Genomic DNA, 25,897 nt, shown 5'->3' on the forward strand with positions numbered 1-25,897 from the left:
TTGCCTTCCACGAGTGACCGCGTCGGCGCGACCTCGTCCCCGAGGGCTGGGACGGCGAAGTCGCTCCCTGTGGCGACGATTCGACGCCTCCGCAGCGCGCTGCGGTGCCTTGTCTCGTAGAGGGCTGGCTGCGGTCGTTGCGAGGTTCGCCAGCACTTTCCCCGAGATCTCGGCTTCGAGGCGCCGGGCGTAGTCATCGTGGTCGGATCGGGGCTCGGGCTCCAAGCGCTTTGGTTGGCGCGCTCAGTAGGGATCGAGGTAGCCAAGCTCGCGTGCTCGCCGCAGCCAGCGGCTGTTTCAGGCGAGGCACTCAGGAGTCTTCCAACAGCCCCCGGAACACGTTCGTCACACTCTCGGGATGATCGATCTCGTGATCGAGGTCAGCTTTGAGAGCACTGCGGAGGTCCGGGAGATCGGGCGCAGCGTACGCGGGGCTCTCCATGAACGAGATGACGTCGCGGATCGCTGCATCCCACCACTTCTGCGTGCCTCGCTCGCCGCGCTGCGCGCGACGGTCTTTGAGTAAGTCTTGCCAGACCCGCAGTTCCCAGGTGTTGCGGTCGGCATCGAGGGAGACATCGCCGGAGAGAAGGTCGCGGAGTCGAGTCTCCAAGTCGTTTGCCCGCTTGGACTGATGCTCCCAGGTGTCGAGGGTGAAGCTCCACCATACCTTCCGCCGTAGCCCTATGACTCGGTATGCCAGGTTCTGGGTGGAGTCGTCACGGACGTCTTCGACGATTTCCTGAAGCTCGCGAACGAGGCGCTGCACATGCTCGACTTCGTAGGACACGGTGTCGGCTGAAGAGGCAGCGGAATCAGCGGAAGATGATGCGGACTCTGCGGCGTCAGCGGCGTCGTGGGTGATGCTGGTGAGCGCCAAGATCGGTGCGGCGACGTTCTTCTCGATTCCCTCCGCGATCTGGTCGACTTGACTACCCACCGCGCCGACAGCCGAACGTAGTTCTTCACTGACTTGCCGGAAACGCGTAGCGAAGCTGCCTGCCTCACGGTCTAGGTAGATGCGCAACAACTCCTCGTCGGTCAGCGCCCGTGTGGACCGGCCCTGCCGAGTCTGCCGACGGCCCTGGTCATCGAAGTGCGGTGGCATCGTCGGGCGCACCTCTACTCGGACGAACGGCGTCGCTTCGTTGACGCCTTCCTCCACGATGAAGACATCGACTGGGATGGGCCGGGTCTTGCTCGCCACGTCTTGGATACGGGACACGGCCTTGTCGAGTCCCTTGGGCAATCCGAACGGTCGCCCACATACAAGACCCGTGGCCTCGTCCTCCACTTCATCGACACCGATGAGAAGGTGCGCAACCTCACGAGCCGAGTCGGCGGCGACCCAGTTCGCGAGCGCGGCGAGCAGACCCACCGTCACAGCTTCGACGTCACGCTTGAACTCGTAACGGCCTGACTCTCCAAGCGCCAGCATCTGCTGCGCGACCGTACTGACCTCCTTGTGTCGCGAAGGCTCAGGCTGTTCGCTCATGATGCTGTTCTAGCAGCAGGCCCTGACGAACCCAGCTGCACTTCGCTCCGACGCACTCCCACGGGCCGACCGTTCACCCACCTGACCTCGAACACATTCGGCGGATCGAACGCTACTTGGGCTGTGGAGCCTAACGGTTCCGTGCTGCGGTCGGCTCCCAGGCCGGGCAACGTCTCTTGGAGCGGGGCATCCCCGTCCGGCTGCATGCTGTTTGACACCGTGCGTGTTCCGTTCGACCTCGGCCGATCCTGTGGGTGGTGTTCCTAGATTATGCGCTGTAGCACTCGAACTCACAGCGCTGGGCTAGTTGCGGTCAACTGAGCACATCCGCCGCGATCTGCATACTTAGCCCATCCAATTGACTACAAGGGCTGCCTTGCATGAGTCGCCGCGCGACGACGGGTAGGCGTTGCCGCATTGTGACGTGCTGAGGTCTACACCAGCCGCCTCGGGCCCGCGTGTAGACGTGGCTGGCGGACAGCTCGTGGTCCTGCTGCGGCAGGCCAGCGCGTCAGGGCAGGCGCCAGAGTTGGAAGGTGGGGCCGTCTGCAGGCAGGGTCAGGGTGCCGTCGGCGGCCGGGCGTAGCGGTGGTGCGCCGCCGTACAGGTTGACCAGTGCCGGAGCAGCAGCGTCCGGCGGGGCCACCAGGCCGGACAACCGCACCGGAGCGCCCGACGCGCGGCGGGCCAACGCCAACACCGACCCGGACGGCGACTCCCGCAGGTAGACCAGGGCGTCGTCATCGGCGTACACCCAACGAAGGCCGCCGTGCCGCAGCTCCGGCACCTCCCGACGCAACGCCACCAACGCCCGGTACACCCCGAACGTCGCCTCGTCCCACGAGTCAGGCCGATCCCACGGCATCGGCGTCCGCGAACCCTCCCCGTTCTCCCCCCGCAACCCCAGCTCGTCCCCGGCGAACACCATCGGCGTCCCCGGCAACGTGAACTGCAACCCAGCCGCCACCTCCTGCCGGGCCGCGTCCCCGACCACCGTCCGGATCCGGGCCGAGTCATGCGAGCCGAGCAGCTGCCACGAATGCACCAACGACCGCCACGACACCAGCGCCCCGAAGGCGCGCATCGTCGCCAACGCCGCCGGCCCGGACCGGGCCGGCACCCCACCCGGTACGCCGAGGAAGTCCGGCAACCCCAACGATGATGACCGCAGCCAGCTCCACACCGGCCGGGTGAAGCCGGCATAGTTCATCGTGCCGTGCCAACCATCGGCGTCCAGGTCACGGGTGAAGTCGTGCCCGTGCTCGGCGACGATCAGCCCGTCCGGCCTGGTGTCGGCGACCGCCCGCCGCAGCAACGCTGCCACCTCCAGGGTGAGCGCGTCGGCACCGCGCCGGCCGGTCATGTTGGCCACGTCGATCCGCCAACCGTCCAACCCGTACGGCGGCAGCAGCCACCGCCGCGCCACCGACGCTGGCCCATCGACGAAACGTCGCCGCAGCTCAGCGCTGCCCCAGTTGAGTTTCGGCAGCGACTTCACGCCCAGCCACGACTCATAATCGCCGTCGTCGCCGAAGTAGTACAGCTCCCGCTCCGGCGACGTTACGTCCGACACGGCTGCGGTGAACCACGGGTGGGCGTCGCCGGTGTGGTTGCTGGTGATGTCGCCGAGCAGCCGCCACCCGCGAGCGTGCACCGCCGCCGACAGCCGCGCCAGGGCTTCGTCCCCGCCGAGCAGTGGGTCGACGTGGTCGAACGCGGCGGCGTCGTACCGGTGATTGGACCGGGCCGGGAAGATCGGCGTCAGGTAGACGGTGTTGACGCCGAGCCGCTCCAGGTGGTCGAGCCGCTCCCGGATGCCGTCCAGGTCGCCGCCGTAGAACTGGGCCGGAGTCTCCGGCCCGCGCCCGACGACCGGGGTGTCCCAGTCACACCGGATCGCCCACTCCGGCAGCTCCCGCCCGTCAGCAGCAGCCGACCGGGCGAACCGGTCCGGGAAGATCTGGTAGATCACCGCGTCGGCGGCCCAGGCCGGCGGCGCATCGTGGGTGACGAGCCGGAAGTCGGTGGCGTCCGGCACGTCGTGGTCGACCTCGCCGACCCCGGTCAACCAGCGCCGCCCACCCCCGCCGCCAGCAGCAGAGCCGCCGGCCAGCAGGAAACGGTACGGCGTAACCGGGTTGCGGGCCTCCACCTCGCCCCGCCACCACACGTCCCCGTTCGAGTCCTGCCGGTCGACCACCGCCTCGGAGAAGCGCGGCTCACCGTCGGCTGTGGAGCGTACCCACAGCTTGTCGACCGGCCGCGCACCCGCCGGCACCCGGACGAAGACCGACACCCGATCACCCAGGTTTACCCCGGCGGCGGCACCCGGCGCATACAACGACGATCCGTCGTGATGCGCCTCGAACAGCTGACCCACAAGCTAACCCTTCACAGACCCGGAGGTGAGACCGGAAACGATGTAGCGGCTGAGCAGCTGGAACACCAGCACCGTCGGGACCGCCGTCAGCAGGGTGCCGGCGGCGAAGATCCCGAAGTTGTTGTTCCGCTCCCCCGCCACCAGGCCGTACATGCCGACCGCCAGCGTCTTCGCCTCCGGGTTGGTCAGGAAGACGTTGGCGATCAGGAACTCGTTGATGGTGTTGATGAACGCCAGCAGCCCGGTGACCGCCAGGATCGGCGCCACCAGCGGCAGCATGATCCGGAAGAACACCTGGGCGTGCGACGCTCCGTCCATGGTGGCCGACTCGTCCAACTCCCTCGGCAGGGTGTCGAAGAAGCCTTTCATCAGCCAGGTGTTCACCCCGAGCGCGCCACCGAGGTAGAGCAGCATCAGCCCCCACGGGGTGTTGAACCCGATCGTCGGCCACAGGTCGGTGATCGTCGAGAAGATCAGGAAGATCGCGACGATCGCCAGGAACTGCGGAAACATCTGGATCAGCAGCAGCGACAGCAGACCGACCCGCCGGCCCCGGAACCGCATCCGGGAGAAGGCGTACGCCGCCAGCGACGACAGGAACACCGACGCGAACGACGCCAGCCCGGCGATCAGCAGCGAGTTGCCGAACCAGCGACCGAACGACGTGTCGGCGAACAGCCGCCGGAAGTTGTTGCCCGACGCCCCGGTCGGGAACAGGTCGGTCGACGACAGGGTGCCCAGCGGGTTCACCGCCGCCGACAGCACGAACACGATCGGGAACAGCGAGAACGCCACGGCCAGCAGCGCCACCAGGTGCCGCCAGCCGACCCGACCCAGCCAACGGGTCAACGTACGCCGGTTCACGCGTACACCTCTTCCTGTTGCCGGGTGCGCCGGAAGCTGACCGCGGAGATCACCGCGACGATCGTGAAGATGAAGATCGAGATGGCGGCGGCGAAGCCGTACTGGGCGCCGGCCGCACCGAACGCCAACCGGTACGTGTAGGTGATCAGCAGGTCCGTCGCGCCGACGCTCGGGTTGTCCGCCGGGAACGGCCCACCCTCGGTCGTCAGATAGATCGCGTTGAAGTTGTTGAAGTTGAACGCGAACGAGGCGATCAGCAGCGGCGTCAACGCCACCAGCAGCAGCGGCAGCGTCACCCGGCGGAACGCCTGCCACGGGTTCGCGCCGTCGATCGAGCTGGCCTCGGTCAGCTCCTTCGGGATGGCCTGCAACGCGCCGGTGGCGACCAGGAACATGTACGGGTACCCGAGCCACAGCTGTACGCCGATCACCGCCAGCCGGGCCGACCAGTCCTGCCCAAACCAGTCCACAGTCAACCCGAAGAACTGGTTGATCAGCCCGAAGTCGGTGTTGAACATGTCCCGCCAGACCAGCAGCATCGCGAACGACGGCATCGCGTACGGCAGGATCAGCAGCACCCGGTAGAGGTTGCGGCCACGGACCCGGTCGGAGTGCAGCGCCAGGGCGCAGAGCAGCCCGAGGACGAAGGTGCCGCCGGTGGAGCCGATCGCGAAGGCGAAGTTCCAGACCAGGGTGCCGAGGAACGGCCCGGAGATGCTGCGGTCGGTCAGCACGCGGGTGAAGTTGTCCAGGCCGACGCCGACCCGCCAGCCCTGTAGCAGCCGGTCACCGTCGGCGGAGACGAACGAGCCGGCGTCGTCGTCGGCCGTCCACACCGTGCCCGTCACGGTGTCGGTGACACAGTCACAATCGTCGTCGTACGCCCGGACCGCGACCCCTTCGTACGCCCTCGACAGCCCGATGGAGCGGATCGCCCCGTCGTCGGTCGGCACCGCCAGGTCGGTGATCTCCTGGCTGCGGGCACTGGCCTGGCCGGCGTTGAGCAGCGTGAACCCGTCGGCCGACGTCACCTTGCCGGCGTCGGTGACGGTGACGTCGCCGGCCGGCAGCTCGGTCAACCCGTCGGCGTCGCCGGCGTAGACGACCCCGTCGGCCGGGTCGACGACCAGCAGCACCAGGTCACCGGTGGCAGCATCGCCGACCGTGGCGACGGTCATCGCGTACTCAATGGATCCTGGGACCTGGACCACCGACGTGGCCTGGATGGCCGCGATCGCCTCAGTTTTGCTGCCCCGGTGTCCGTCGCCGAAGTTGGTGAACGCGGTGGAGGCGGTGTAGAGCACCGGGAAGATCTGGAAGGCGATCAGGAACAGGGTGCCGGGGATCAGGTACTTCGCCGGCACGTGTCGCCGACCCAGGTAGAGGTAGCCGATGCCGGCGGTCGTGACGACCAGGATGCCGAGTCCGACCCACGCCTCGGCGTCGATCAGCGGGAACGCCGCCCAGATCGCGATCGCCGCGACCAGGCCGAGCAGCAGCGCCTTGGCCAGCAGACCGCCGGCCGTGACCGGGTGCGGGGCCCGCTGCTCGGCGGGCCCCGCTCCGGTTGGTCCGGTGTCGCGCATTACTTGATCTGTTCGGCGATCGTCTGACCGGCGGCGGTGATGGTGCTCGCCACGTCGGCACCGCCGACGATCGCGGCTTCGGCCTTGCCGAACGGGTCCCAGATGGCGGCCATCTCGGGGATCGCCGGCAGCACCGCGCCGCCCTGCCCGGCCTGCTGGAACTTCGCCAGATCCGGATCGGCCCCGGCGACCTGCTCCAGGGCGGCGGTCAGCGCCGGCGGGCGCGGCTCGGCCTCGTACAGGGCGACGGCCAGGTCGGTCTGGGTGGTGTAGTTGGCGACGAACTCCTGCGCCAGGGCCTTGTTCTTGCCCTTGGCGGCGACGTAGAACGTCTGCACCCCGACGAACGGCTGCGCTTCGGCGCCATCGGCGAAGCCGGGGACCGGGCTGATGTCGTACGCGATGTCAGCGCCCTTGGCGTCGGTGATCGCCCACGGCCCGGAGACCAGGAAGGCGCACTTGCCGCTGGTGAAGGTGGCGATCGAGTTCTCCGGGGTAATGGAGCGCTTCAGCGCGCCTTTGCCCTTCTCGCCCAGCGTGGCGATCTTCTCGAACGCGGCGATCGACTCCGGGGTGCCGACGCCGAGCTGCGCCGGGTCGTAGTCGCCTTCGGCGGTGGTGCCGAACAGGCTGCCGCCGGCCGAGGTGTAGAGCGGGTACAGGTGGTAGGCGTCGCCGTTCTGCCCGACCTGCAGGCAGAGGATCTCCGACACCTTGCCGTCGGCTTTGAGCTGCTGGCCGGTGGCGACGAGCTCTTCGATCGTCGCGGGGGCGTCGGGGGCGAGCGCGGTGTTGCGGATCAGGGCGACGTTCTCCATGGCGTACGGGACGCCGTAGACCTGGCCGTTGAAGGTGACGGCCTGGATGGCGACCTCGGCGAAGCCGGCGGTCTGGTCGGCGGTGAGCTGGACCGGCTCGATGGCGCCGTTCTGCACCAGGTTGCCGATCCAGTCGTGCGCGCCGACCATCACGTCCGGGCCGCTGCCCTGCTGCGACGCGGTGACGAAGGTGGTCTGCTGGTCCTTGCTGATGGCCTGGACCTCGACGGTGACGCCGTTCTCGGCGCCGAACTTCTCGGCGAACGGGGCGAGGGCGGCGCTGCGCTTGTCGTCGGCCCAGATGACCAGGGTGCCGCCGGCGGCGGCGTCGGGGCTGTCGGTGGTGGCGGGTTCGCCGTCGCTGCTGCCGCAGCCGGCGGCGGCCAGCGCGAGCGCGGCGGCCAGCCCGGCGGCCACCGACGTGGTACGGACGCGCATCGGGACTCCTGTCGTGGAAGCTATTGCAGTACGGTGCCGATTTGCGGCACGGACGTTGTCCTGTGTTGCCGGGACGTTAGCAAGGCGTTGCAAGTAATGGAAGGGCTTGCAGGCACCGTCGCAAGAACTTGCCGGTGCGCTACCGTGAACGCCATGCGCGCACGACTGTCCGACATCGCCCGCCAGGCCGACGTCAGCGAGGCCACGGTGTCCCGGGTACTCAACGACCGCCCCGGAGTGGCAGCCGAAACCCGCCAGGCGGTGCTGACCGCGCTCGACGTACTCGGCTACGAACGCCCCGCCCGGCTGCGCAAACGCAGCGCCGGCCTGGTCGGCCTCGTGGTGCCGGAGCTGGACAACCCGATCTTCCCGGCGTTCGCGCAGACCATCGAGTCCGCCCTCGCCCAGTCCGGCTACACGCCGGTGCTCTGCACCCAGACCCCCGGCGGCGTCACCGAGGACGAGTACGTGGAGATGCTGCTGGACCGGCAGGTCGCCGGCATCGTCTTCGTCTCCGGCCTGCACGCCGACACCGCCGCCGACCACGAGCGCTACCGCAAACTGATCGCCCGGCCGCTGCCGATCGTGCTGATCAACGGGTACGCCGAAGGCATCGAAGCGCCGTTTGTCTCCTGCGACGACCGGGAAGCCGGCGAGCTGGCCGTAGAACATCTCGTCTCCCTCGGCCACCGGCGGATCGGGCTGATCACCGGCCCGGACCGGTTCCTGCCGGTGCAGCGCAAACTGGCCGGCTTCCGGGCGGCGATGCGCCGCCTCGCCGGTGCCAGCGACGCCGAGATCGACGAGCTGATCGCACTGTCACTGTTTGGTGTGGAGGGTGGCAAGGCGGCGGCGAACCGGTTGCTGGACAAGGGCGTCACCGGCATCACCTGCGGCTCCGACCTGATGGCACTCGGCGCGATCCGGGCCGCCCGCCAGCGTGGCCTGTCGGTGCCCGGGGACGTGTCGGTGGTCGGTTACGACGACTCGCCGCTGATGGCGTTCACCGGTCCGCCGCTGACCACGCTGCGCCAGCCGGTGATCGCGATGGCGGTGGCGGCGGTCCGCGCCCTGGTCGACGAGATCAACGGGCACGCCGCCCCCAACTCCGAGTACGTGTTCCGCCCCGAACTGGTCGCCCGTGGCTCCACCGGCATCGCCCCCCAGATCACCCACCTCGCCGCCGCCGCAGCAGCGCCCACCAGCTGAGAGCTTGCGCAAGGGTTGCTTGACTCTTGCAAGAACCGGCAGGCATGCTCGGAGCAGAGCCAGCACCGCACCGACAGGACGGGGAACCCGTGACGATCGATCCTGCCCAGGCCGCGCCCCGCACCGCCCGCGACGACTGGTGGCGGACCGCCGCCGTCTACCAGGTGTACGTGCGCAGCTTCGCCGACTCCGACGGCGACGGCATCGGTGACCTGCAGGGCATCCGCAGCCGCCTGCCGTACCTGCGCGACCTCGGCGTCGACGCGCTCTGGCTGACCCCGTTCTACCGCTCCCCGATGGTCGACGGCGGCTACGACGTCGCCGACTACCGCCAGGTCGACCCGATGTTCGGCGACCTCACCGACTTCGACGAGATGATCACCGACGCGCACGCGCTCGGCCTGCGGATCATCGTCGACATCGTGCCGAACCACACCTCCGACGTACACCCGTGGTTTGTCGCGGCGCTCGCCGCCGCGCCCGGGTCGGCGGAGCGTGAGCGGTACATGTTCCGCGACGGCCGCGGCGAAAACGGCGACGAGCCGCCGAACGACTGGGAGTCGATCTTCGGCGGGCCGGCCTGGACCCGGCTGCCCGACGGCCAGTGGTACCTGCACCTGTTCGACCCGGCGCAGCCCGACCTCAACTGGCGACACCCGGAGGTCCGCGCCGAGTTCGAGCAGATCCTGCGGTTCTGGCTCGACCGGGGCGTCGACGGGTTCCGCATCGACGTCGCCCACGGGATGATCAAGGCCGACGGGCTGCCGGACATCGGCTGGACCTCGGCCACCACCGGCCGCCGGCAGATCGAGCTGCTCGGCAAGGGCCGGCTGCCGTACTTCGACCAGGACGAGGTGCACGACATCTACCGCGCCTGGCGGCCGATCCTGGACAGCTACCCGGGCGGGCGGATGGCGGTCGCCGAAGCCTGGGCGGAGACCCCGCAGCGGCTGGCCCGCTACATCGGCCCGGACGAGTTGCACCAAGCGTTCAACTTCGACTTCCTCGACGCCACCTGGTCGGCCGACTCGTTCCACAAGGTGATCGACAGCGCGCTCGCCGAAGCGACGATCGTCGGCGCGCCGACCACCTGGGTGCTGTCCAACCACGACAAACAACGGCACGTCACCCGGTACGGCGACGGCGAGGTCGGGCTGCGCCGGGCCCGCGCCGCCGCACTGCTGATGTTCGCCCTGCCCGGCAGCACCTACCTCTACCAGGGTGAGGAGTTGGGCCTGCCGGAGGTCCTCGATCTGCCCGACCACCTGCGCCAGGACCCGGCGTTCGGCCGTACCGGGCGCAGCCGCGACGGCTGCCGGGTGCCGCTGCCGTGGAGCGGCGAGGACCCGCCGTACGGCTTCGGGCCGGCCGGCTCGGTCGAATCCTGGCTGCCGGCCCCGGCCGGCTGGGCGCCGCTGACCGCGCAGGCGCAGGCCGGCGACAAGTCGTCGACGTTGCAGCTGTACCGGCGGGCCCTCGCCATCCGCGCCGAGCACCCGGCGCTGCGGGACGCCCCGGCCGGCGACGGCACCGGGCTGACCTGGCTGGAGTCCGGGCCGGGCGTGCTGGCGTTCCGCCGCACCGCCGACGGCAGGACCGGTGCGGGCGACGCGGGCGACGACACGGCCGCGCTGGTCTGCGTGGTCAACCTCAGTGGTGCGCCGGTGGCGGTCGACGGGTACGGCGTACCGCTGATCACCAGCGCGCCGTTGGCCGGACCGCCCGGTCGCCAGCTGCTGCCGGTCGACGCCGCCGCCTGGTTCCAGCCGGCCTGACCGGTTCGGACGGCAGGTTTACGACGGCCTGCCGCCGGGTATGGCCCGAAGCAGGAAACACCGGTCGTTCGTCGAGCCGGAAGCGCCGCCGGGCGGCTGGGCAAAGACCCCTTGTGGTGGGGGGCGAAGGTGGTGACGGTGCCCCGGGACCAGAAATGGTCCCGGGGCACCACCGCGTCTGGACGAGATTGCCGGATGTCCATCGGCCAGTGGTGCCGATAAGCCAGGCAACACCCTCAAGTCCGTTACCGGAAGGTTTCCAACCCGATTCATCGATGCTCCCCTATTGAGGAGATGTCCGGTGAGCCGGGAAGGAAGAACCGATGGTATCGAAACGTACAGGTGTGTTGGTGGCGACGACGCTGCTGGCACTGGTCCCGGCCGCCCCGGCGGTGGCCGCCGTGCCCGAGGCGACGGTGCACGCCGTCGGCGGCCCGACCGCCGTCGCGGACTCCTACATCGTCGTGCTGGCCGACTCAGCGGTCGCCGCCGACGCCACCGAGGCGGCCGGCGCGGTCGACGCGGTCGACCGCGCCGCGCGCTCCCTGGCCGACCGGTACGGCGGCGACGTCGCCCGGGTCTACCGGCACGCGCTACCTGGCTTCGAGGTCCACCTGTCGCCGCGCCAGGCCCGCCGGCTCGCCGCCGATCCGCGGGTGGCCTCGGTGACCCAGAACCACACGGTGACCGCCGCCGACGTTCAGGCTCCGACGCCGTCCTGGGGCCTGGACCGGATCGACCAGCGAAACCTGCCACTCGACGACACGTACACCTATCCGAGCGTCGCGTCGTCCGTACGGGTCTACGTCATCGACACCGGGATCCGGATGTCGCACGACGAGTTCACCGGGCGGGTGCGTTCCGGGCGCGACACCATCGACAACGACGACGACGCGTCCGACTGCAGCGGGCACGGCACACACGTCGCGGGCACGGTCGGCGGCACCACGTACGGCGTCGCCAAGAACGTGGAGCTGGTCGCCGTACGGGTGCTCAACTGCGGCGGCAACGGCACCGTCGCCACCGTGATCGCCGGCATCGACTGGGTGACCGCCGACCACCAGCCGGGCGAGCCGGCCGTGGCCAACATGAGCCTCGGCGGGCTCGGCTACGCTCCCACGGACCAGGCGCTGGCCCGCTCCGTCGCCGACGGCGTCACCTACGTCGTCGCGGCCGGCAACAACACCGGCGCCGACGCCTGCGGTTACTCCCCCGGCCGCGCCCCGCAGGCGATCACCGTCGCCGCCACCAGGCCCGACGACACCCGCGCGCCGTTCTCCAACATCGGCGACTGCGTCGACATCTTCGCCCCCGGCACCGACATCGTCTCGGCCGGGATCACCAGCGACAGCGCCGCCCGCCCGGCCAGCGGCACGTCGATGGCCGCCCCACACGTCGCCGGTGCGGCAGCGCTGATCCTCGCCGAGCACCCCGACTACACCCCGGCCCAGGTCACCACCGCGCTGCTCGACGCCGCCACCCCCGGCGTCGTGACTGACCCGGGTGCCGGCTCCCCGAACCGGCTGCTGCACATCGACGGCACCGTCCCCGCCCACGACTTCGCCCTGGCCGTCGCCCCGACCAGCGGCACCGTCGCGCCCGGTGGCAGCGTCACCACCACTGTCACGGCGACCGTCACCGCCGGCTCCGCACAGTCGGTCGACCTGAGCGTCGCCGGGCTGCCGTCCGGCGCGACCGCCACCTTCGACCCGGCCACCATCGGCTCGGCCGGCAGCACCACCCTGACCATCGCCACCACGGCGGTCACCGCTGCCGGCACCTACCGGGTGCACATCGTCGGCACCGGCCCGCACGCCACCCGGATCGCCAGGTTCGTCCTCACCGTCGAGGCGCTGCCAGGTTGTCTCGGTGCCAACGAGACCGACACCCCGCTGCCGTTGTTCGGCGGGTTCGTCGACGTCCCGATCACCATCACCGGCTGCGCGGGCAACGCCGCCGCCAACAGCACCATCGCGGTACGCATCGAGCACACCGCCATCACCGACCTGCAGGTGGAGCTGTTCGCCCCCGACGGCACCCGCTACTTCCTGCTGGCCCGTACCGGTCACGGAGCCGCCCCGAACGTCGACCACACGTTCACGTACGACCTGTCCGACAAGGTGGCCGACGGGACCTGGCGCCTGCGGGTCTACGACTCCGGCCCGACCGGCTCCGGGTTCTTCGACTCCTGGCGGCTGAACCTCGCCGGAGCGGATCTGCCCCTACCGGTCTGCGGCGGCCAGGCGACCACCGACGTGCCGATCGGTGACCGGGCGACCGCCGAGAGCCCGATCACGGTGAGCGGTTGCGACCCTGTCTCGCGGCGCAGCGCGTGGGTGGACGTACGGGTGGTCCACCCGTGGTCGCGTGACCTCAGCTACGAACTGGTCGCCCCGGACGGACGGGTGTTCACCCTGCAGGGCGTCAACGGCATGGGTCTGCCCAACATGTTCCGGACCTTCGTCGTCGACGCGTCCGGGTACGACGACCCGAACGGCGTCTGGAAGCTGCGGGTCCAGGACCACTACTGGGGCGAATCGGGTCCGGCGTACATCGACAGCTGGCGGCTGACGCTGCGACCGTAAAGTCAGCACGGGCGGCTTCCCGGCCGTCGGCCCGGTCAACGGGCGCTACGGCCGTACCGGTCAGGCCCGGGTCGTCAGGATGCTGGCGATCCGGGCCATGCCCGCGCGTACCTCGTCCGGTGACGGCGGCGGCGACGGTTCGACGTGCCGCTCCTGCGGTTCGGCGTCGTTGCCGCCGACCAGGTCCTCGAAGTCGTCGTACTCGGCGACGTCCTCGTCGGCGGAGGCCTGAGCGGCGGCCAGCTCGCCGCGGATCTCCTCGACGGTGACCAGGGTGAGCAGCGGCTCGACCACCGCCATCAGCTCCTCGTCGGCGACCACCGTCTCGGCCAGGGCCAGCGCGTGCGCCCGTTCGTACGGCCCGCACACCACCGGTTCCCACTCGCCGTCCTGGTCGCCGAGCGGACCGAAGGTGATGATCCACGGCATCGTGTGCGCCGGTGAGTCGTCCGGCAGCTCAAGCGTGACTAGTGCCCCCACCTGACCGATCATCGTCGTACGACCGAGACCGCCGACGGCTTTTGCGGCTTTTACTGCTTTTGGCGGTGCCGTCCCGGCCGTCCGCCCGGCTGTCCGCCGGGCGGTCAGGTCGACCTTCCGCCGGGCCGCCAGATCGACCACCCGGCCGTGCCGGCTGGTCGCCGCCAGCGCCGCGCCGAACAGCAGCAGCTGGTTGAGCAGATAAAGGTAGATCAGCAGACCGACCGCGCCGGCCACCACGGTGTACGCCGGATTGCGCTCGAACCGGCCGACGTAGAACCGCCCGGCCGTGTTCAGCACGGTCAGGCCGAGCGCCACCACGAGGATCGGGGCGACCAGCCGCCGGGCGGACATCCGCAGCCGGGGCACCGCGACCAGCAGCGCCGAGGCGAGCACCAGGTTGATCACGAAGGCGAGCAGCACGCTGGCGACGGTCGCGGCCACCGAATCCTCGCCGAGCAGCCAGCCGAGCAGCGACCGCAGCGCGTCTACCGCACCGACCGAGACACCGATCAGCAGGAACACCCCGACGAGCACGGCCAGGTCGACGACCTGCCGTACGCCGAAGTAGCCGGGCTGCTGGTCGAGCCGGTAGACGAACCGTTGCGACGAGCGGATCGCCTCCACCCAGCCGATGCCGGTCAATGCGAGCAGCACCAGGCCGACGACACCGACCTGGCCACTGTTGCGCTGGATCTGGGCCAGGTCGAGAAACGGCAGGTTCTGCAGCAGGAAGTCGGCGACCGCCGCGCTGACCTCGGCGTTGGCCTCCACCAGGGCACCGAATACCCAGTACGCGACCAGGCCGAGGGCGAAGACGGCGAAGAACCCGTAGTACGCGATCGCGGCGGCCAGCCGCCCGCCCAGCACCTGGTTGTAGCGTTCCACCGCCCGCCAGAGGTGGTCCAGGCGCGGGTACCGCCGCCGGGACCGGTCCAGCGCCCGCTGGGTGCCGGACCAGGCCCGGCCGAAAACGTTCACCCCGTCATCCTGGTGCACCGGTCACCCCGGTGCACTCGTCATCCCGGTGCGCCGGGACGCTGCCGGGTGGTCAGCCGCCGAGTGGAAAATCCCGGCGCGGACGCCACCGCCCCTCACCGCTGTGCGAGAAGAGCGTGAACGAGTCGACCTCGAACTGCGCCTCGAAGCTGGCGAGGTCGTCGTAGACCTTGTCCATCGCGTCGGTCGGCACGTCCTGGGCGACGGTCACGTGCGGGTGGTACGCGAACCGGCTCTCCCGGACGAGCTGGTCGGCGGCGCCGATCGCCGAGGCGAGCAGCTCGCACTCGCTGATCCCGGCCGCCACCGCGACGAAGACCACCTCGGTGATCGGCCGGAACGTCCCGGTCCCGCGCAGGTGCAACGGGTACGGCGGATGCGCGGCGGCCACCGCCGCCAGGTGCGCCTCCACCTCGGCCAGCTGGCCTTCGACAATGTCGGTCGGGCCGAGCAGGGTGATGTGCGCGGGCACGTACTCGGCGGCCGGGTCGCCGGCCTCGGCCCGGCGGCGGGTCAGCTCCTCGCCCCAGGGCTGCGGGATGTCGATGGCGACGCCGATCCGCACCTGACCGGGAGCTGGGCGCGCGCCGATGACGGACACTGTCAGACAGTCCCCGCGGGTGCCAGGAAACCGACCCGGTCGTACACGGCGGCGAGCGTCGCGGCCGCCACCGCCTCGGCCTTCCCCGCGCCGATCGCCAGGATCTTGTCCAGCTGGACCGGGTCGTCGAGGTAGCCGCGGGTGCGCTCCTGGATCGGCCGGACGAACTCCACCACCACCTCCGCCAGGTCCTTCTTCAGGTCACCGTAGCCTTTGCCCTGGTACGCGGCGGTCAGCTCGTCGAGCGTCCGGCCGCTGAGCGCGGCGTAGATGGTGAGCAGGTTGCTGATGCCGGGCTTGCTCTCCGGATCGTAGATGATCTCGCGGCCGGTGTCGGTGACCGCCGAGCGGATCTTCTTGGCCGATTTGGCCGGGTCATCCAGCAGGTCGATGATGCCGGCCGGGGAGGACGACGACTTGGACATCTTGGCGGTCGGGTCCTGCAGGTCGAGGATCTTGGCGGTGTCCCGCACGATGTACGGGGCCGGCACGGTGAAGGTGGCGCCGAACCGGGTGTTGAACCGCTGCGCCAGGTCCCGGGTGAGCTCCAGGTGCTGCCGCTGATCCTCGCCGACCGGGACCGCGTCGGCCTGGTAGAGCAGGATGTCGGCGGCCTGCAGCACCGGGTAGGTGAACAGCCCGACGCTGGCCCGCTCGGCGCCCTGCTTGGCGGACTTGTCCTTGAACTGGGTCATCCGGCTCGCCTCGCCGAACCCGGTGATGCAGCCCATCACCCAGGCGAGCTGGGCGTGCTGCGGCACCTGGGACTGGACGAACAGGGTGCACCGGCCCGGGTCGAGGCCGGCGGCGAGCAGCTGGGCGGCGGCCACCCGGGTCCGCTGGCGCAGCACCTGCGGGTCGTGGCCGGCGGTGATCGCGTGCAGGTCGACCACGCAGTAGAAGGTGTCGTGGGTGTCCTGCATCGCCACCCAGTTGCGCACCGCGCCGAGGTAGTTGCCGAGGTGGAACGAGTCGGCGGTGGGCTGGATGCCGGAGAGCACCCGGGGGCGGGAGGCGGGCTCGGACATGTCGACAATTCTGACAGCACCGGTGGATCGATGTCTCGCCGGTATCCGACCGGCCGCCGCCGGTCGGCAATGTTCGGCTCTGTTGGATTTACCCGTCGCCACTGTTGATTCCTGGCCGGATGTGGTGAAATCTTCACCGGACGACCGGCGGAGTGAAGGGACACCGATCGTGACACTCCCGGTAGCCGCCGGCGGCCCACGCGACAGCGACGCGGGGCCGGTCACCCGCCGCGCCCACGACGGCTTCCAGCAGCGGTACGGCGTACCGCCAGCCGGTTCGTGGGCGGCACCCGGGCGGGTCAACCTGATCGGCGAGCACACCGACTACAACGACGGCTTCGTGCTGCCGTTCGCCCTGCCGCACCGCACCGTCGTCGCGGCCGGCCCCGCAGCGCAGGCCGGACCGGCAGCGCAGGGCGGCCCGGCAGCGCAGGGCGGCCCGGCAGCGCAGGGCGGCCCGGCAGCGCCAGCCGGACCGGCAGAGCCCGGCTGGACCGTCTGGTCGGAGCAGTCCGGCGAGGAGATCGCGTTCAGCGCCGCCGACGCGGACCGGCCCGGCGCGGTCGACGGCTGGGGCGGCTACGTCGCCGGCGTGGTGTGGGCGCTGCGCGAGGCCGGGTACCCCGTACCGGCCGCCCGGATGGCGATCGCGTCCGACGTACCGCTCGGCGCCGGCCTGTCGTCGTCGGCGGCGCTGGAGGCCGCGGTGCTGACCGCCCTGGCCGACCTCGGTGGCATCGGCCCCGACCGGCTGCCGGTGGACCGGCGGCCGGCGCTGGCCCAGCGGGCAGAGAACGGCTACGCCGGCGTGCCCTGCGGGATCATGGACCAGTCGGCGTCGATCCGCTGCCGGGCCGGGCACGCGCTGTTCCTCGACTGCCGGTCGCTCGACGTCGACCACGTCCCGTTCGACCTGGCCGCCGCCGGGCTGGCCGTCCTGGTGGTCGACACCCGGGCCCCGCACCGACACGTCTCCGGGGAGTACGCCGCCCGCCGGGCCGCCTGCGAACGGGCGGCCGGGCTGCTCGGCGTGCCCGCGCTTCGCGACGTGCCGGTCGACGGTCTGCCGGCCGCGCTGGACCGGCTGCCGGACGACCCGACGCGACGCCGGGTCCGGCACGTCGTCACCGAGAACCACCGGGTCCGCGAGACGGTGACGCTGCTGCGGTCCGGCCGGGTCCGCGAGATCGGCCCGCTGCTGACCGCCTCGCACGCGTCGATGCGCGACGACTTCGAGATCACCGTGCCGGAGGTGGACGTCGCGGTGACCGCGGCGCTGGCCGGCGGCGCGTACGGGGCCCGGATGACCGGCGGTGGCTTTGGCGGTTGCGTGTTGGCGCTGGTCGATGCGGATGCCGCCGACCGGGTGGCGGCCACAGTGGGCGCCGCGTACGCCGACCACGGCTTCCCGCCACCGACGTTCTTCACCGCCCTGCCCTGCGCGGGAGCCGAACGGATCCACTAACCTCGCCGCGACACATTAGACCAGTGGCGGCGGAGGTGCCCGTGGTGCAGGAGATGACCGACCGGCCGGCAGAGGACATCCCGTTCCTGGTCCGGATCGACGGACGCCGGTTCCTGATCTGGGCCGGCGGGCTGGCCGCCGTCTGCTGGTTGCTGGCCGGTGGGCTGCTCGGCGGGGTGGCGTACCTGGTCGCGAGGGAGGCGGCGGTCGGCCGCTCGGCGACGATGGCGCTGGCCGGTCTGCCGGTGCTGCTGCTCGGCGGGTTGCTGGCCGCGACGGTGACCATGTGGCACGGCCGGTTCACCGGCCGTGGCCCGGTGCTGGCCGCCGACCGGACCGGGGTCTGGGTGGCGAACGGCAGTTTCCGCGCCAACCCGGTCTGGCTGCCGTGGGACGCGGTGTCGGCGGTGCAGGTCCGCCGTACCGGGATCGAGGATCTGATCTTCATCGACGCGCAGACGCCGCACCCGGCGGTGCCGCCGGGTGCCCGGCTGATGGTGCCGACCATGCTGCTGGACTGCGGCAGCACCCAGATCGTGGCCGCGCTCGGCGCGTTGGCCGCCGGCCGGGCCCCGGTCTACGGACGCTGGTGAGCTCAGCCGCAGGGTCGGGCCCGCCAGTGACAGCGGACCCGACCCGTCAGCCCAGGATCAGCCGGCTTCGATGATCATGCCGGCGGCGGCGGTCCGGTTCGTCGACTCGTCGATCAGGATGAAACCGCCGGTGGTCCGGTTACGCCGGTACTCGTCGGTGAGCAGCGGGACCGTGGTCCGGAAGGTGACCCGACCGATGTCGTTGAGGCCGAGCTGGCTGGCGGACTCGTCGCGGTGCAACGTGTTGACGTCCAGCCGGTACTGCACGCCACGGACCACGGCGCGGGCGCTGCGGGTGGTGTGCTTGATGGCGTATTTGCCGCCCACCTGCAGTGGCCGCGTCTCGTCCATCCAGCAGATCATCGCCTCGACGTCCTGGGCCGGGGTGGGCGCGTTGTGCGGCCGGCAGATCAGGTCGCCCCGGGAGATGTCCAGCTCGTCGGTGAGCCGTACGGTCACCGACATCGGCGGGAACGCCTCGTCGACCGGGCCGTCGGCGGTCTCGATGCTGGCGATCGTGCTGGTCAGCCCGGACGGCAGCACCATCACCTCGTCGCCGGGCTTGAGCACCCCGGAGGCGACCTGGCCGGCGTAGCCCCGGTAGTCGGTGACAATGGTCGACTGTGGCCGGATCACGTACTGCACCGGGAACCGCACGTCGACCAGGTTCCGGTCGGAGGCGATGTGCACGTGCTCCAGGTGGTGCAGCAGCGACGGGCCTTCGTACCAGGGGCTGCGCTCCGACCGGGTGGCGATGTTGTCGCCGTTCAACGCCGAGATCGGGATGACCGACAGGTCGGGCACCTCCAGCTTTGCGGCGAAGGTGGTGAACTCGTCGGCGATCGTCTCGTAGACCGACTGGTCCCAGTCGACCAGGTCCATCTTGTTGACGCAGAGCACCAGGTGCGGCACCCGCAGCAGGGAGCAGAGGAACGCGTGCCGGCGGGACTGCTCGACCAGACCCTTGCGGGCGTCGACCAGGATCAGCGCCAGGTCGGCGGTGGAGGCACCGGTCACCATGTTGCGGGTGTACTGGGTGTGCCCGGGGGTGTCGGCGATGATGAACTTTCGCCGGGGGGTGGCGAAGTAGCGGTACGCCACGTCGATGGTTATGCCCTGCTCCCGTTCGGCGCGCAGGCCGTCGGTGAGCAGCGCCAGGTTGGTGTACTCGTCGCCGCGGGCCGCGCTGACCGCCTCGACCGCTTCCAGCTGGTCGGTGAAGAGCGACTTGGTGTCGTAGAGCAGCCGACCGATCAGGGTCGACTTGCCGTCGTCGACGCTGCCGGCGGTGGCGAACCGCAGCAGGTCCATGGCCCGGGTGGTGGGGGCGTCAGCCGTCACCGTCATCAGAAGTAGCCCTCCCGCTTGCGGTCCTCCATGGCGGCCTCACTGACCCGGTCGTCGCCCCGGGTGGCCCCGCGCTCGGTGATCCGGGTTGCGGCGACCTCGTCGATCACCTTCTCGACGGTGTCCGCCGGGGAGCGGACCGCCGCCGTGCAGGAGGCGTCGCCGACGGTGCGGTAGCGCACCTGCTCGATGAACGGCGTCTCGCCGGAGCGGGGCTGGATGAACTCGTTGACGGCGTACAACATGCCGTCGCGCTCGATCACCTCGCGCTCGTGGGCGAAGTAGATCGGCGGCAGCTCGATCCGCTCCCGGGCGATGTAGTGCCACACGTCCAGCTCGGTCCAGTTGGACAGCGGGAAGACCCGGATCGACTCGCCCGGGTGGTGCCGGCCGTTGTACAGCGACCACAGCTCGGGGCGCTGATTCTTCGGATCCCACTGACCGAACTCGTCGCGGAACGAGAAGACCCGCTCCTTGGCCCGGGCCTTCTCCTCGTCCCGGCGGGCCCCGCCGAACAGGGCGTCGAACCGGTACTTCTCGACCGCGGCCAGCAGCACCGGGGTCTGGATGCGGTTGCGCATCCCGTCCGGCGACTCGTGGACCAGCCCCGATTCGAGGGCTTCCGGCACGCTGGCGACGACCAGTTGCAGGCCGAGTTCGTCGACCCGGCGGTCCCGGTAGTCGAGCACCTCTTGGAAGTTGTGCCCGGTGTCGACGTGCATCACCGGGAACGGGATCCGGGCCGGGGCGAACGCCTTCTGCGCCAGCCGCAGCATGACGATCGAGTCCTTGCCGCCGGAGAAGAGCAGCACCGGCCGCTCCAGCTCGGCGACGACCTCGCGCATGACGAAGATGCTCTCCGCCTCCAGCGCGTCGAGGTGGGAGACGCGGTACGGGGTCGCGTTGGTCATCACACCCACCCCTGGTTGTGGGTCATCCGAAGCTTGGTCATCCGAATACCAGACCTTTCCGGTTGGCAAGCTGGAGATAGGGGGTCAGGATACCTGCAGATGCTGCCGCAACGCTGCGAGCAGTTTGCTGGCAAGATCTCGTCGGCAGACCACCAAATCTGGCAGCCGCGGGTTGGCCTCGTTGTATTGCAGCGCGGATCCGTCGATCCGGGAAGCGTGCAGACCGGTGGCGGTCGCCACTGCGACCGGCGCGGCCGAGTCCCACTCGTACTGGCCGCCGGCGTGCACGTAGGCGTCGGCGTCGCCGGCGATCACCGCGGCGATCTTGGCGCCGGCCGAGCCCATCGGCACCAGCTCGGCACCGAGCTGCTCGGCGAGCGCGGTGACGAAGGCCGGTGGCCGGCTGCGGCTGGCGGCCAACCGGATCGCCCCCGAACCGGGCATGCCGGGCGCGGGCATCGGCGGGTACGGCGGCGGGTGCTCGGTGCTGATCGTGCGGTGCTGGGCGGGCAGTCCCACCGCGCCGGCGACCAGCCGGTGCGGGGTGGAGCCGCTGCGTGACCAGAGCGCCACGTGCACCGCCCAGTCGGCGCGGCCCTCCTCGGAGAACTCGCGGGTGCCGTCGAGCGGGTCGATGATCCACACCCGGTCGGCGGTGAGCCGGGACGGCCCGGCGTCCGTCGAGGTCTCGGCGTCCGGGTCCGGCAGCGCCTGGCGGGCACCGTCGTCCTCCTCCGACAGCACCGCGTCCGCCGGCCGCCAGCGGGCCAGTTCGGTACGGAGCAGGTCGTGGGAGACCTTGTCACCGGCCGCCTTGAGCGCGGTCGGGTCGGCGTACCCCAGCTCCTCACGGACCTGGAGCAGCGACTCGCCGGCGCGCCCGGCGAGCCATCGGGCGAATGCGGCATCGGTTACCGGCGGCGTGCTCATCTGGCTCCTCTCGTACCTGCCCGGCGGACACCGGGCCGTCCACCCGGAATCCACGGGCGGTGTTCTGCCCGGTTCACGATCCAGCTGTCCCAGATGTAACGCCACAGCCGCCTCTCAGGTGCTGTGGTACGCGTTCTGGGCCCACTCGAGCCCTCGGACGACCACCGCTTCCACCAGGTCAGCGGCCCGATCGACGAGAAAGTCGAGTTCCTTGCGTTCAGTTGTCGAGAAATCTGACAAAACATAATCTGCTGGATCTTGTCGACCAGGCGGACGCCCGATCCCGAACCTGACCCGCAGGTACTCCTTGCTGCCGAGCGACCGGGACATGGAGCGCAGCCCGTTGTGGCCGCCCTCTCCACCGCCCTGCTTCACCCGCAGTCGACCGTAGTCGATGTCCAGCTCGTCGTGCACCGTGACGATCTGCTCGACCGGCACCTTGTAGAACTTGGCCAACGCGGCCACCGGGCCGCCGGAGAGGTTCATGTACGTCAGCGGCTTCGCCAGCACCAGCTTCGGCCCGCCCAGGCCGAGCCGACCCTCGGCGGACTCGGCCGCCGCCCGACGGTGCCGGCTCAACCGCACAGCCAGCCGACCGGCGAGCAGGTCCGCGACCATGAAACCGACGTTGTGCCGGTTACGGGCGTACTCCCGGCCCGGGTTGCCCAGCCCGACGACCAGCCACGGTGCCGTCTCCACCACACCTCCTGAAACGGATCAAGGCGTCACCGCCGCGGCAGGGCCGGCAGCGGGACGCCCGGATCGTCGAACGGCAGGTCAGACCGGCTGCTCGGCGGCGCCCTCGGCGACGGACTCCTCGGCCGTCTCCTCGCCGGTCTCCTCGCCGAGCTGGGCGGCGCTCGGCGCGGCGGAGACCACCACGAGCACGGTCGCCGGGTCGACGGTCAGCTCGACCCCGCCCGGCAGCTGGACGTCGCCGGCGGTGACATGCGAGCCGGGCTCCAGACCCTCGATCGACACCTCCAGCGACTCCGGCACCCGGGTCGCCTCGGCGCTGACCGACAGCGTGTCGTGCTCGTGCATCACCAGGGTGCCCTTGGCCGGCTCGCCGACCAACTGCACCGGGATGTCCACGGTGACCTTCTCGCCCCGGCGGACCAGCAGCAGGTCGACGTGCTCGAAGGTGTCCTTGACCGGGTCACGCTGGATCGCCTTGGTCAACGCCAACGCCTGGGTGCCGTCGGTGATGTCGATGGCGAACAGCTGGTTGGCGCCGCCGTGCCGGATCGCGGCGGCGAACTCACGGGCGGGCAACGCGATGTGCTTGGGCTTCTCGCCGTGGCCGTACAGCACGGCGGGCACCTTGCCGGCCCGGCGGGTACGGCGGGCACCACCCTTACCGAACTCGGTGCGGGGCTCGGCGCTGATCTTTACCTCGGACACGGGAGTACTCCTGGAGTTTCGGCAGTGCGTGCGGGGGAACCTGATCCGGCTCCGGGGAGACGGACGCGATGTCGGCGGTGCCGGGCGAAGGGGCACGCTGGGCGCTCGTCCAACTGGGCAGTGCCCGGAGCACCGCGTCGATCACGGTGCTTCCGGGCGGCAGCGCTTCGTCAGCAGCGGCCCGCAGGGCACCCTCGCCGTGGCAACCGCACCAGTCTACCCGAGGCTGGTGAACTGGTTCAGGCAGTACCCCTGTGCGGGCGGCTCAGCCCGCGCGGGCGCGGGCCGACAAGGCGGCTCAGCCCGCGCGAGCGCGGGCCGACAAGGCGGCTCAGCCCGGCGCAAGCCGGGCCCGAAATCAGCTCAGCCCGCCGAACAGCGTCGTCACCGAGCCGTCGTCGAAGACCTCGCGGATCGCCCGGGCCAGCAACGGCGCGATGGACAGCACAGTGAGCTTGTCCAACTGCTTCTCCGCCGTCAGCGGCAGCGTGTTGGTCACCACCACCTCGCTGATCCGGCTGTTCTTCAGCCGTTCGGTGGCCGGGTCGGACAGCAGCGCGTGGGTGGCCGCGACCGCGATGTCCGACGCGCCGGCGTCGTAGAGAATCTCCGCCGCCTTGGTGATCGTCCCGCCGGTGTCGATCATGTCGTCGACGATCAGGCAGACCCGGCCCTCGACGTCGCCGACCACCCGGTTCGCCACCACCTGGTTCGGCTTGAGCGGGTCCCGGGTCTTGTGGATGAAGGCCAGCGGGCAGCCGCCGAGCCGGTCGGTCCAGCGCTCGGCCACCCGGACCCGGCCGGAGTCCGGGGCGACCACGGTCATCGGCCGACCGGCGAACCGGCTCTCCACGTAGCCGGCCAGGATGTCCATCGCGAAGAGGTGGTCGACCGGGCCGTCGAAGAAGCCCTGGATCTGCGCGGTGTGCAGATCGACGGTGAGGATCCGGTCCGCGCCGGCGGTGCGCAGCAGGTCGGCGATCAGCCGGGCGGAGATGGGCTCCCGGCCGCGGTGCTTCTTGTCCTGACGCGAGTACGGGTAGAACGGCAGCACCACGGTGATCCGTTTGGCCGAGCCACGCTTCAGTGCGTCGATCATGATCAGGGTCTCCATCACCCAGCGGTTGACGCCGTGGGTGACCGACTGGACGACGAACGCGTCCGAGCCGCGGACCGACTCCTTGAACCGGACGAAGATCTCACCGTTGGAGAACTCGTACGAGTCGGCCGGGGTGGGTGCGATGCCGAGCACTTCACCGATCTCCTCGGCGAGCTCGGGGAAACCCCGGCCGGTGAAAAGCATCAGGCTCTTGCGGTTCTCGGCGACGATGCTGCCCATCGAGACGTCTGCTCCCGTCAGGGTGGTTGCGGACGCCGACCTGGCTGGGCCGTACGCCGCTGGACTAGTCAGTCGCAGTATCTCCCGGAACCGGGTCAGTGGCACCGTGATGGTGGGCCGCTTCACCGTTACCAGCCCCGACCTGCCCGTTCCCGGCGTCGGCCGGCCCGTTCCCGGCACCGGCCGCCGACCCGGCTGTGGCGCGTTCGGCGGCCGCCGCGGCGGCGGTGCCCGGGCGGCGGGACCGCACCCAGCCGTCGACCGTGCGCTGCTGGGCCCGGGTGACGGCGAGCGCGCCGGGCGGCACGTCCCGGTTCACCACGCTGCCTGCCCCGACATATGCGCCGGCGCCGATCTCGACCGGGGCGATCAGGCTGCTGTCGCAGCCGACGAAGGCGGACTCCCCCACCGTGGTGTGGCTCTTGTGCACCCCGTCGTAGTTGACGAAAATCGTCGCCGCGCCGATGTTGGCCCGGGCGCCGATCGTGGCGTCCCCGACGTAGCTCAGATGCGGCACCTTGGCGCCCGCGCCGATCTGCGACTTCTTCACCTCGACGAAGGTGCCGACCTTGGCCCGCTCGTCGAGCTGGGCGTCCGGGCGCAGATAGGCGTACGGGCCGACGCTGGCGCCGGCACCGATCCGGGCCTGCACGGCGTGCGACCGCAGCACGGTCGCGCCCGCGCCGACGGCGGTGTCGATCAGCGTGACGTCCGGCCCGACGGTGGCCTCGGCACCTACCGTGCTGGTGCCGTACAGCTGGGTGTTCTGGTCGACGACGGCGTCGCGTTCCAGGTGCACCGTCACGTCGATCCAGGTGGTGGCCGGGTCGAGGATGCTCACCCCGGCGCGCATCCAGCCCTCGTTGACCCGGTCGGCGAGCAGCCGGCGCAGCCGGGCCAGCTCCACCCGGTCGTTGCAGCCCAGGGTCTCGGTCACGTCGGCGGCGACGTGCACGCCGACCGGCGCTCCGGCGGCGGCCAGCAGGCCGACGGCGTCGGTCAGGTACTCCTCGCCCTGGTCGTTGTCGGTGGTGATCTTGCCGAGCGCGTCGCGCAGTCCGGCCGCGTCGAAGGCGTAGATTCCGGCGTTGATCTCGCGGATCCGGCGCTGCTCCGGGCTGGCGTCGCGCTCCTCGACGATGCGCTCCAGGCCGCCGGCCGGGTCGCGGACGATCCGGCCCAGACCGGTCGGGTCGGCGACCTCGGCGGTCAGTACGGTGGCGGCCGCCCCGGCCGACTCGTGCGCCTCGATCAGCTCGGTCACCGTCTCTGGGCGCAGCAGCGGCACGTCGCCGTTGAGCACCACGACGGTGCCGGTGGCGTCGGGCGCGGCCGCCATCGCCAGCCGGACCGCGTGCCCGGTGCCGTGCTGCTCGGCCTGCAGCACCGGTACGGCCGCCGGGGCGATCTCCGACAGGTGGGCGGTGACCTGCTCGGCGCGGTGTCCGACGACGACTAGGGTGCGCTCGGCGGCGGCGGCCGTGGCTGCGGCGAGGACGTGCCCGACCAGGGTCCGGCCGAGCAGCGGGTGCAGCACCTTGGGTAGCGCCGATTTCATCCGCTTGCCTTCGCCGGCAGCGAGGACGACCACGGTACGGGACCGGGGCTGGATCACGAGAAATGCTCCCGTCAGGGCGGCGGCATGGCTGA

At 70.6% G+C, this 25,897-nt stretch carries 20 protein-coding genes and 1 pseudogene; 5 read left to right on the forward strand and 16 right to left on the reverse strand.

Features of this window, described 5'->3' with window-relative positions:
- Positions 1–310 precede the first annotated feature (310 nt).
- The 5 genes from ACN27J_RS14875 to ACN27J_RS14895 form a co-directional block, all read right to left on the reverse strand.
- Positions 311–1,495, reverse strand: a complete 1,185-nt coding sequence (locus tag ACN27J_RS14875; RefSeq protein ID WP_421366850.1) for a helix-turn-helix domain-containing protein — start codon at positions 1,493–1,495, stop codon at positions 311–313.
- A gap of 511 nt (positions 1,496–2,006) precedes the next feature.
- The gene (locus tag ACN27J_RS14880) at positions 2,007–3,875 is read right to left on the reverse strand and encodes a glycoside hydrolase family 13 protein (RefSeq protein ID WP_421366851.1); all 1,869 of its coding nucleotides are present in this window, start codon (positions 3,873–3,875) and stop codon (positions 2,007–2,009) included.
- Between the two features lie 3 nt (positions 3,876–3,878).
- Positions 3,879–4,739: a sugar ABC transporter permease gene (locus ACN27J_RS14885; protein WP_421366852.1), complete on the reverse strand. Its 861-nt coding sequence runs from the start codon at positions 4,737–4,739 to the stop codon at positions 3,879–3,881.
- Positions 4,736–6,325: an ABC transporter permease subunit gene (locus ACN27J_RS14890; RefSeq protein ID WP_421366853.1), complete on the reverse strand. Its 1,590-nt coding sequence runs from the start codon at positions 6,323–6,325 to the stop codon at positions 4,736–4,738. The genes ACN27J_RS14885 and ACN27J_RS14890 overlap by 4 nt, the downstream gene beginning before the upstream one ends.
- The gene (locus ACN27J_RS14895; protein WP_421366854.1) at positions 6,325–7,581 is read right to left on the reverse strand and encodes a sugar ABC transporter substrate-binding protein; all 1,257 of its coding nucleotides are present in this window, start codon (positions 7,579–7,581) and stop codon (positions 6,325–6,327) included. The genes ACN27J_RS14890 and ACN27J_RS14895 overlap by 1 nt, the downstream gene beginning before the upstream one ends.
- Before the next feature lie 153 nt (positions 7,582–7,734).
- Here ACN27J_RS14895 and ACN27J_RS14900 point away from each other — a divergent pair, with 153 nt between their 5' ends.
- The 3 genes from ACN27J_RS14900 (at position 7,735) to ACN27J_RS14910 (ending at position 13,150) form a co-directional block, all read left to right on the forward strand.
- Positions 7,735–8,790: a LacI family DNA-binding transcriptional regulator gene (locus tag ACN27J_RS14900; protein ID WP_421366856.1), complete on the forward strand. Its 1,056-nt coding sequence runs from the start codon at positions 7,735–7,737 to the stop codon at positions 8,788–8,790.
- 95 nt (positions 8,791–8,885) lie between these two features.
- A complete protein-coding gene (locus ACN27J_RS14905; RefSeq protein ID WP_421372241.1) occupies positions 8,886–10,565 on the forward strand; it encodes a glycoside hydrolase family 13 protein in 1,680 nt (559 codons plus the stop codon).
- Positions 10,566–10,888: 323 nt separating this feature from the next.
- On the forward strand, positions 10,889–13,150 hold the full coding sequence (locus ACN27J_RS14910) for a S8 family serine peptidase (RefSeq protein WP_421366858.1): 2,262 nt from the start codon (positions 10,889–10,891) through the stop codon (positions 13,148–13,150).
- Positions 13,151–13,210: 60 nt separating this feature from the next.
- Here the strand turns inward: ACN27J_RS14910 and ACN27J_RS14915 are convergent, their stop codons facing one another.
- The 4 genes and pseudogenes from ACN27J_RS14915 to trpS all read right to left on the reverse strand — a co-directional run bounded on the left by ACN27J_RS14915 (position 13,211) and on the right by trpS (position 16,258).
- A complete protein-coding gene (locus ACN27J_RS14915) occupies positions 13,211–13,630 on the reverse strand; it encodes a hypothetical protein (RefSeq protein ID WP_278174630.1) in 420 nt (139 codons plus the stop codon).
- A gap of 72 nt (positions 13,631–13,702) precedes the next feature.
- Positions 13,703–14,611: pseudogene (locus ACN27J_RS14920) on the reverse strand (YihY/virulence factor BrkB family protein); the annotation flags it as partial.
- A 70-nt stretch (positions 14,612–14,681) separates the two neighbouring features.
- The gene (locus ACN27J_RS14925) at positions 14,682–15,230 is read right to left on the reverse strand and encodes a 2'-5' RNA ligase family protein (protein ID WP_421366859.1); all 549 of its coding nucleotides are present in this window, start codon (positions 15,228–15,230) and stop codon (positions 14,682–14,684) included.
- Positions 15,231–15,232: 2 nt separating this feature from the next.
- Positions 15,233–16,258 carry a tryptophan--tRNA ligase gene (gene trpS / locus ACN27J_RS14930; RefSeq protein WP_421366861.1) on the reverse strand — a complete coding sequence of 342 codons (1,026 nt, stop codon included), beginning with the start codon at positions 16,256–16,258 and terminating at the stop codon, positions 15,233–15,235.
- Positions 16,259–16,427: 169 nt separating this feature from the next.
- Between trpS and ACN27J_RS14935 the strand changes: the two genes are divergently transcribed.
- A complete protein-coding gene (locus ACN27J_RS14935; protein ID WP_421366863.1) occupies positions 16,428–17,723 on the forward strand; it encodes a galactokinase in 1,296 nt (431 codons plus the stop codon).
- A 23-nt stretch (positions 17,724–17,746) separates the two neighbouring features.
- The gene (locus ACN27J_RS14940) at positions 17,747–18,316 is read left to right on the forward strand and encodes a hypothetical protein (RefSeq protein WP_421366864.1); all 570 of its coding nucleotides are present in this window, start codon (positions 17,747–17,749) and stop codon (positions 18,314–18,316) included.
- Between the two features lie 57 nt (positions 18,317–18,373).
- Here the strand turns inward: ACN27J_RS14940 and ACN27J_RS14945 are convergent, their stop codons facing one another.
- The 7 genes from ACN27J_RS14945 to glmU form a co-directional block, all read right to left on the reverse strand.
- Entirely contained in the window at positions 18,374–19,663 is a 1,290-nt protein-coding gene (locus ACN27J_RS14945) for a sulfate adenylyltransferase subunit 1 (RefSeq protein WP_421366866.1), read from the reverse strand.
- Entirely contained in the window at positions 19,663–20,574 is a 912-nt protein-coding gene (gene cysD / locus ACN27J_RS14950; protein ID WP_421366868.1) for a sulfate adenylyltransferase subunit CysD, read from the reverse strand. Before cysD ends, ACN27J_RS14945 begins: the two co-directional genes overlap by 1 nt.
- 84 nt (positions 20,575–20,658) lie before the next feature.
- On the reverse strand, positions 20,659–21,504 hold the full coding sequence (locus ACN27J_RS14955; RefSeq protein WP_421366870.1) for a 3'(2'),5'-bisphosphate nucleotidase CysQ: 846 nt from the start codon (positions 21,502–21,504) through the stop codon (positions 20,659–20,661).
- A 114-nt stretch (positions 21,505–21,618) separates the two neighbouring features.
- On the reverse strand, positions 21,619–22,206 hold the full coding sequence (gene pth, locus ACN27J_RS14960) for an aminoacyl-tRNA hydrolase (protein ID WP_421366872.1): 588 nt from the start codon (positions 22,204–22,206) through the stop codon (positions 21,619–21,621).
- A 75-nt stretch (positions 22,207–22,281) separates the two neighbouring features.
- Positions 22,282–22,908, reverse strand: coding sequence for a 50S ribosomal protein L25/general stress protein Ctc (locus ACN27J_RS14965; protein ID WP_421366874.1), 627 nt, complete (start codon positions 22,906–22,908; stop codon positions 22,282–22,284).
- A 358-nt stretch (positions 22,909–23,266) separates the two neighbouring features.
- The gene (locus tag ACN27J_RS14970) at positions 23,267–24,247 is read right to left on the reverse strand and encodes a ribose-phosphate diphosphokinase (RefSeq protein ID WP_278171466.1); all 981 of its coding nucleotides are present in this window, start codon (positions 24,245–24,247) and stop codon (positions 23,267–23,269) included.
- Positions 24,248–24,311: 64 nt separating this feature from the next.
- The gene (glmU, locus tag ACN27J_RS14975) at positions 24,312–25,862 is read right to left on the reverse strand and encodes a bifunctional UDP-N-acetylglucosamine diphosphorylase/glucosamine-1-phosphate N-acetyltransferase GlmU (RefSeq protein ID WP_421366876.1); all 1,551 of its coding nucleotides are present in this window, start codon (positions 25,860–25,862) and stop codon (positions 24,312–24,314) included.
- Positions 25,863–25,897 lie beyond the last annotated feature (35 nt).

The sequence above is a fragment of the Solwaraspora sp. WMMB762 genome (genome assembly GCF_049179115.1).
Classification (GTDB): Bacteria; Actinomycetota; Actinomycetes; order Mycobacteriales; family Micromonosporaceae; genus Micromonospora_E.

What these genes read in the sequence shown, in the direction of transcription:
- ACN27J_RS14875 (WP_421366850.1), bottom strand. Translation starts at nt 1,495, where the DNA reads ATGAGCGAACAGCCTGAGCCTTCGCGACACAAGGAGGTCAGTACGGTC.
- ACN27J_RS14890 (WP_421366853.1), bottom strand. Translation starts at nt 6,325, where the DNA reads ATGCGCGACACCGGACCAACCGGAGCGGGGCCCGCCGAGCAGCGGGCC.
- ACN27J_RS14895 (WP_421366854.1), bottom strand. Translation starts at nt 7,581, where the DNA reads ATGCGCGTCCGTACCACGTCGGTGGCCGCCGGGCTGGCCGCCGCGCTC.
- ACN27J_RS14900 (WP_421366856.1), top strand. Translation starts at nt 7,735, where the DNA reads ATGCGCGCACGACTGTCCGACATCGCCCGCCAGGCCGACGTCAGCGAG.
- ACN27J_RS14910 (WP_421366858.1), top strand. Translation starts at nt 10,889, where the DNA reads ATGGTATCGAAACGTACAGGTGTGTTGGTGGCGACGACGCTGCTGGCA.
- trpS (WP_421366861.1), bottom strand. Translation starts at nt 16,258, where the DNA reads ATGTCCGAGCCCGCCTCCCGCCCCCGGGTGCTCTCCGGCATCCAGCCC.
- ACN27J_RS14945 (WP_421366866.1), bottom strand. Translation starts at nt 19,663, where the DNA reads ATGACGGTGACGGCTGACGCCCCCACCACCCGGGCCATGGACCTGCTG.
- cysD (WP_421366868.1), bottom strand. Translation starts at nt 20,574, where the DNA reads ATGACCAACGCGACCCCGTACCGCGTCTCCCACCTCGACGCGCTGGAG.
- ACN27J_RS14955 (WP_421366870.1), bottom strand. Translation starts at nt 21,504, where the DNA reads ATGAGCACGCCGCCGGTAACCGATGCCGCATTCGCCCGATGGCTCGCC.
- ACN27J_RS14970 (WP_278171466.1), bottom strand. Translation starts at nt 24,247, where the DNA reads ATGGGCAGCATCGTCGCCGAGAACCGCAAGAGCCTGATGCTTTTCACC.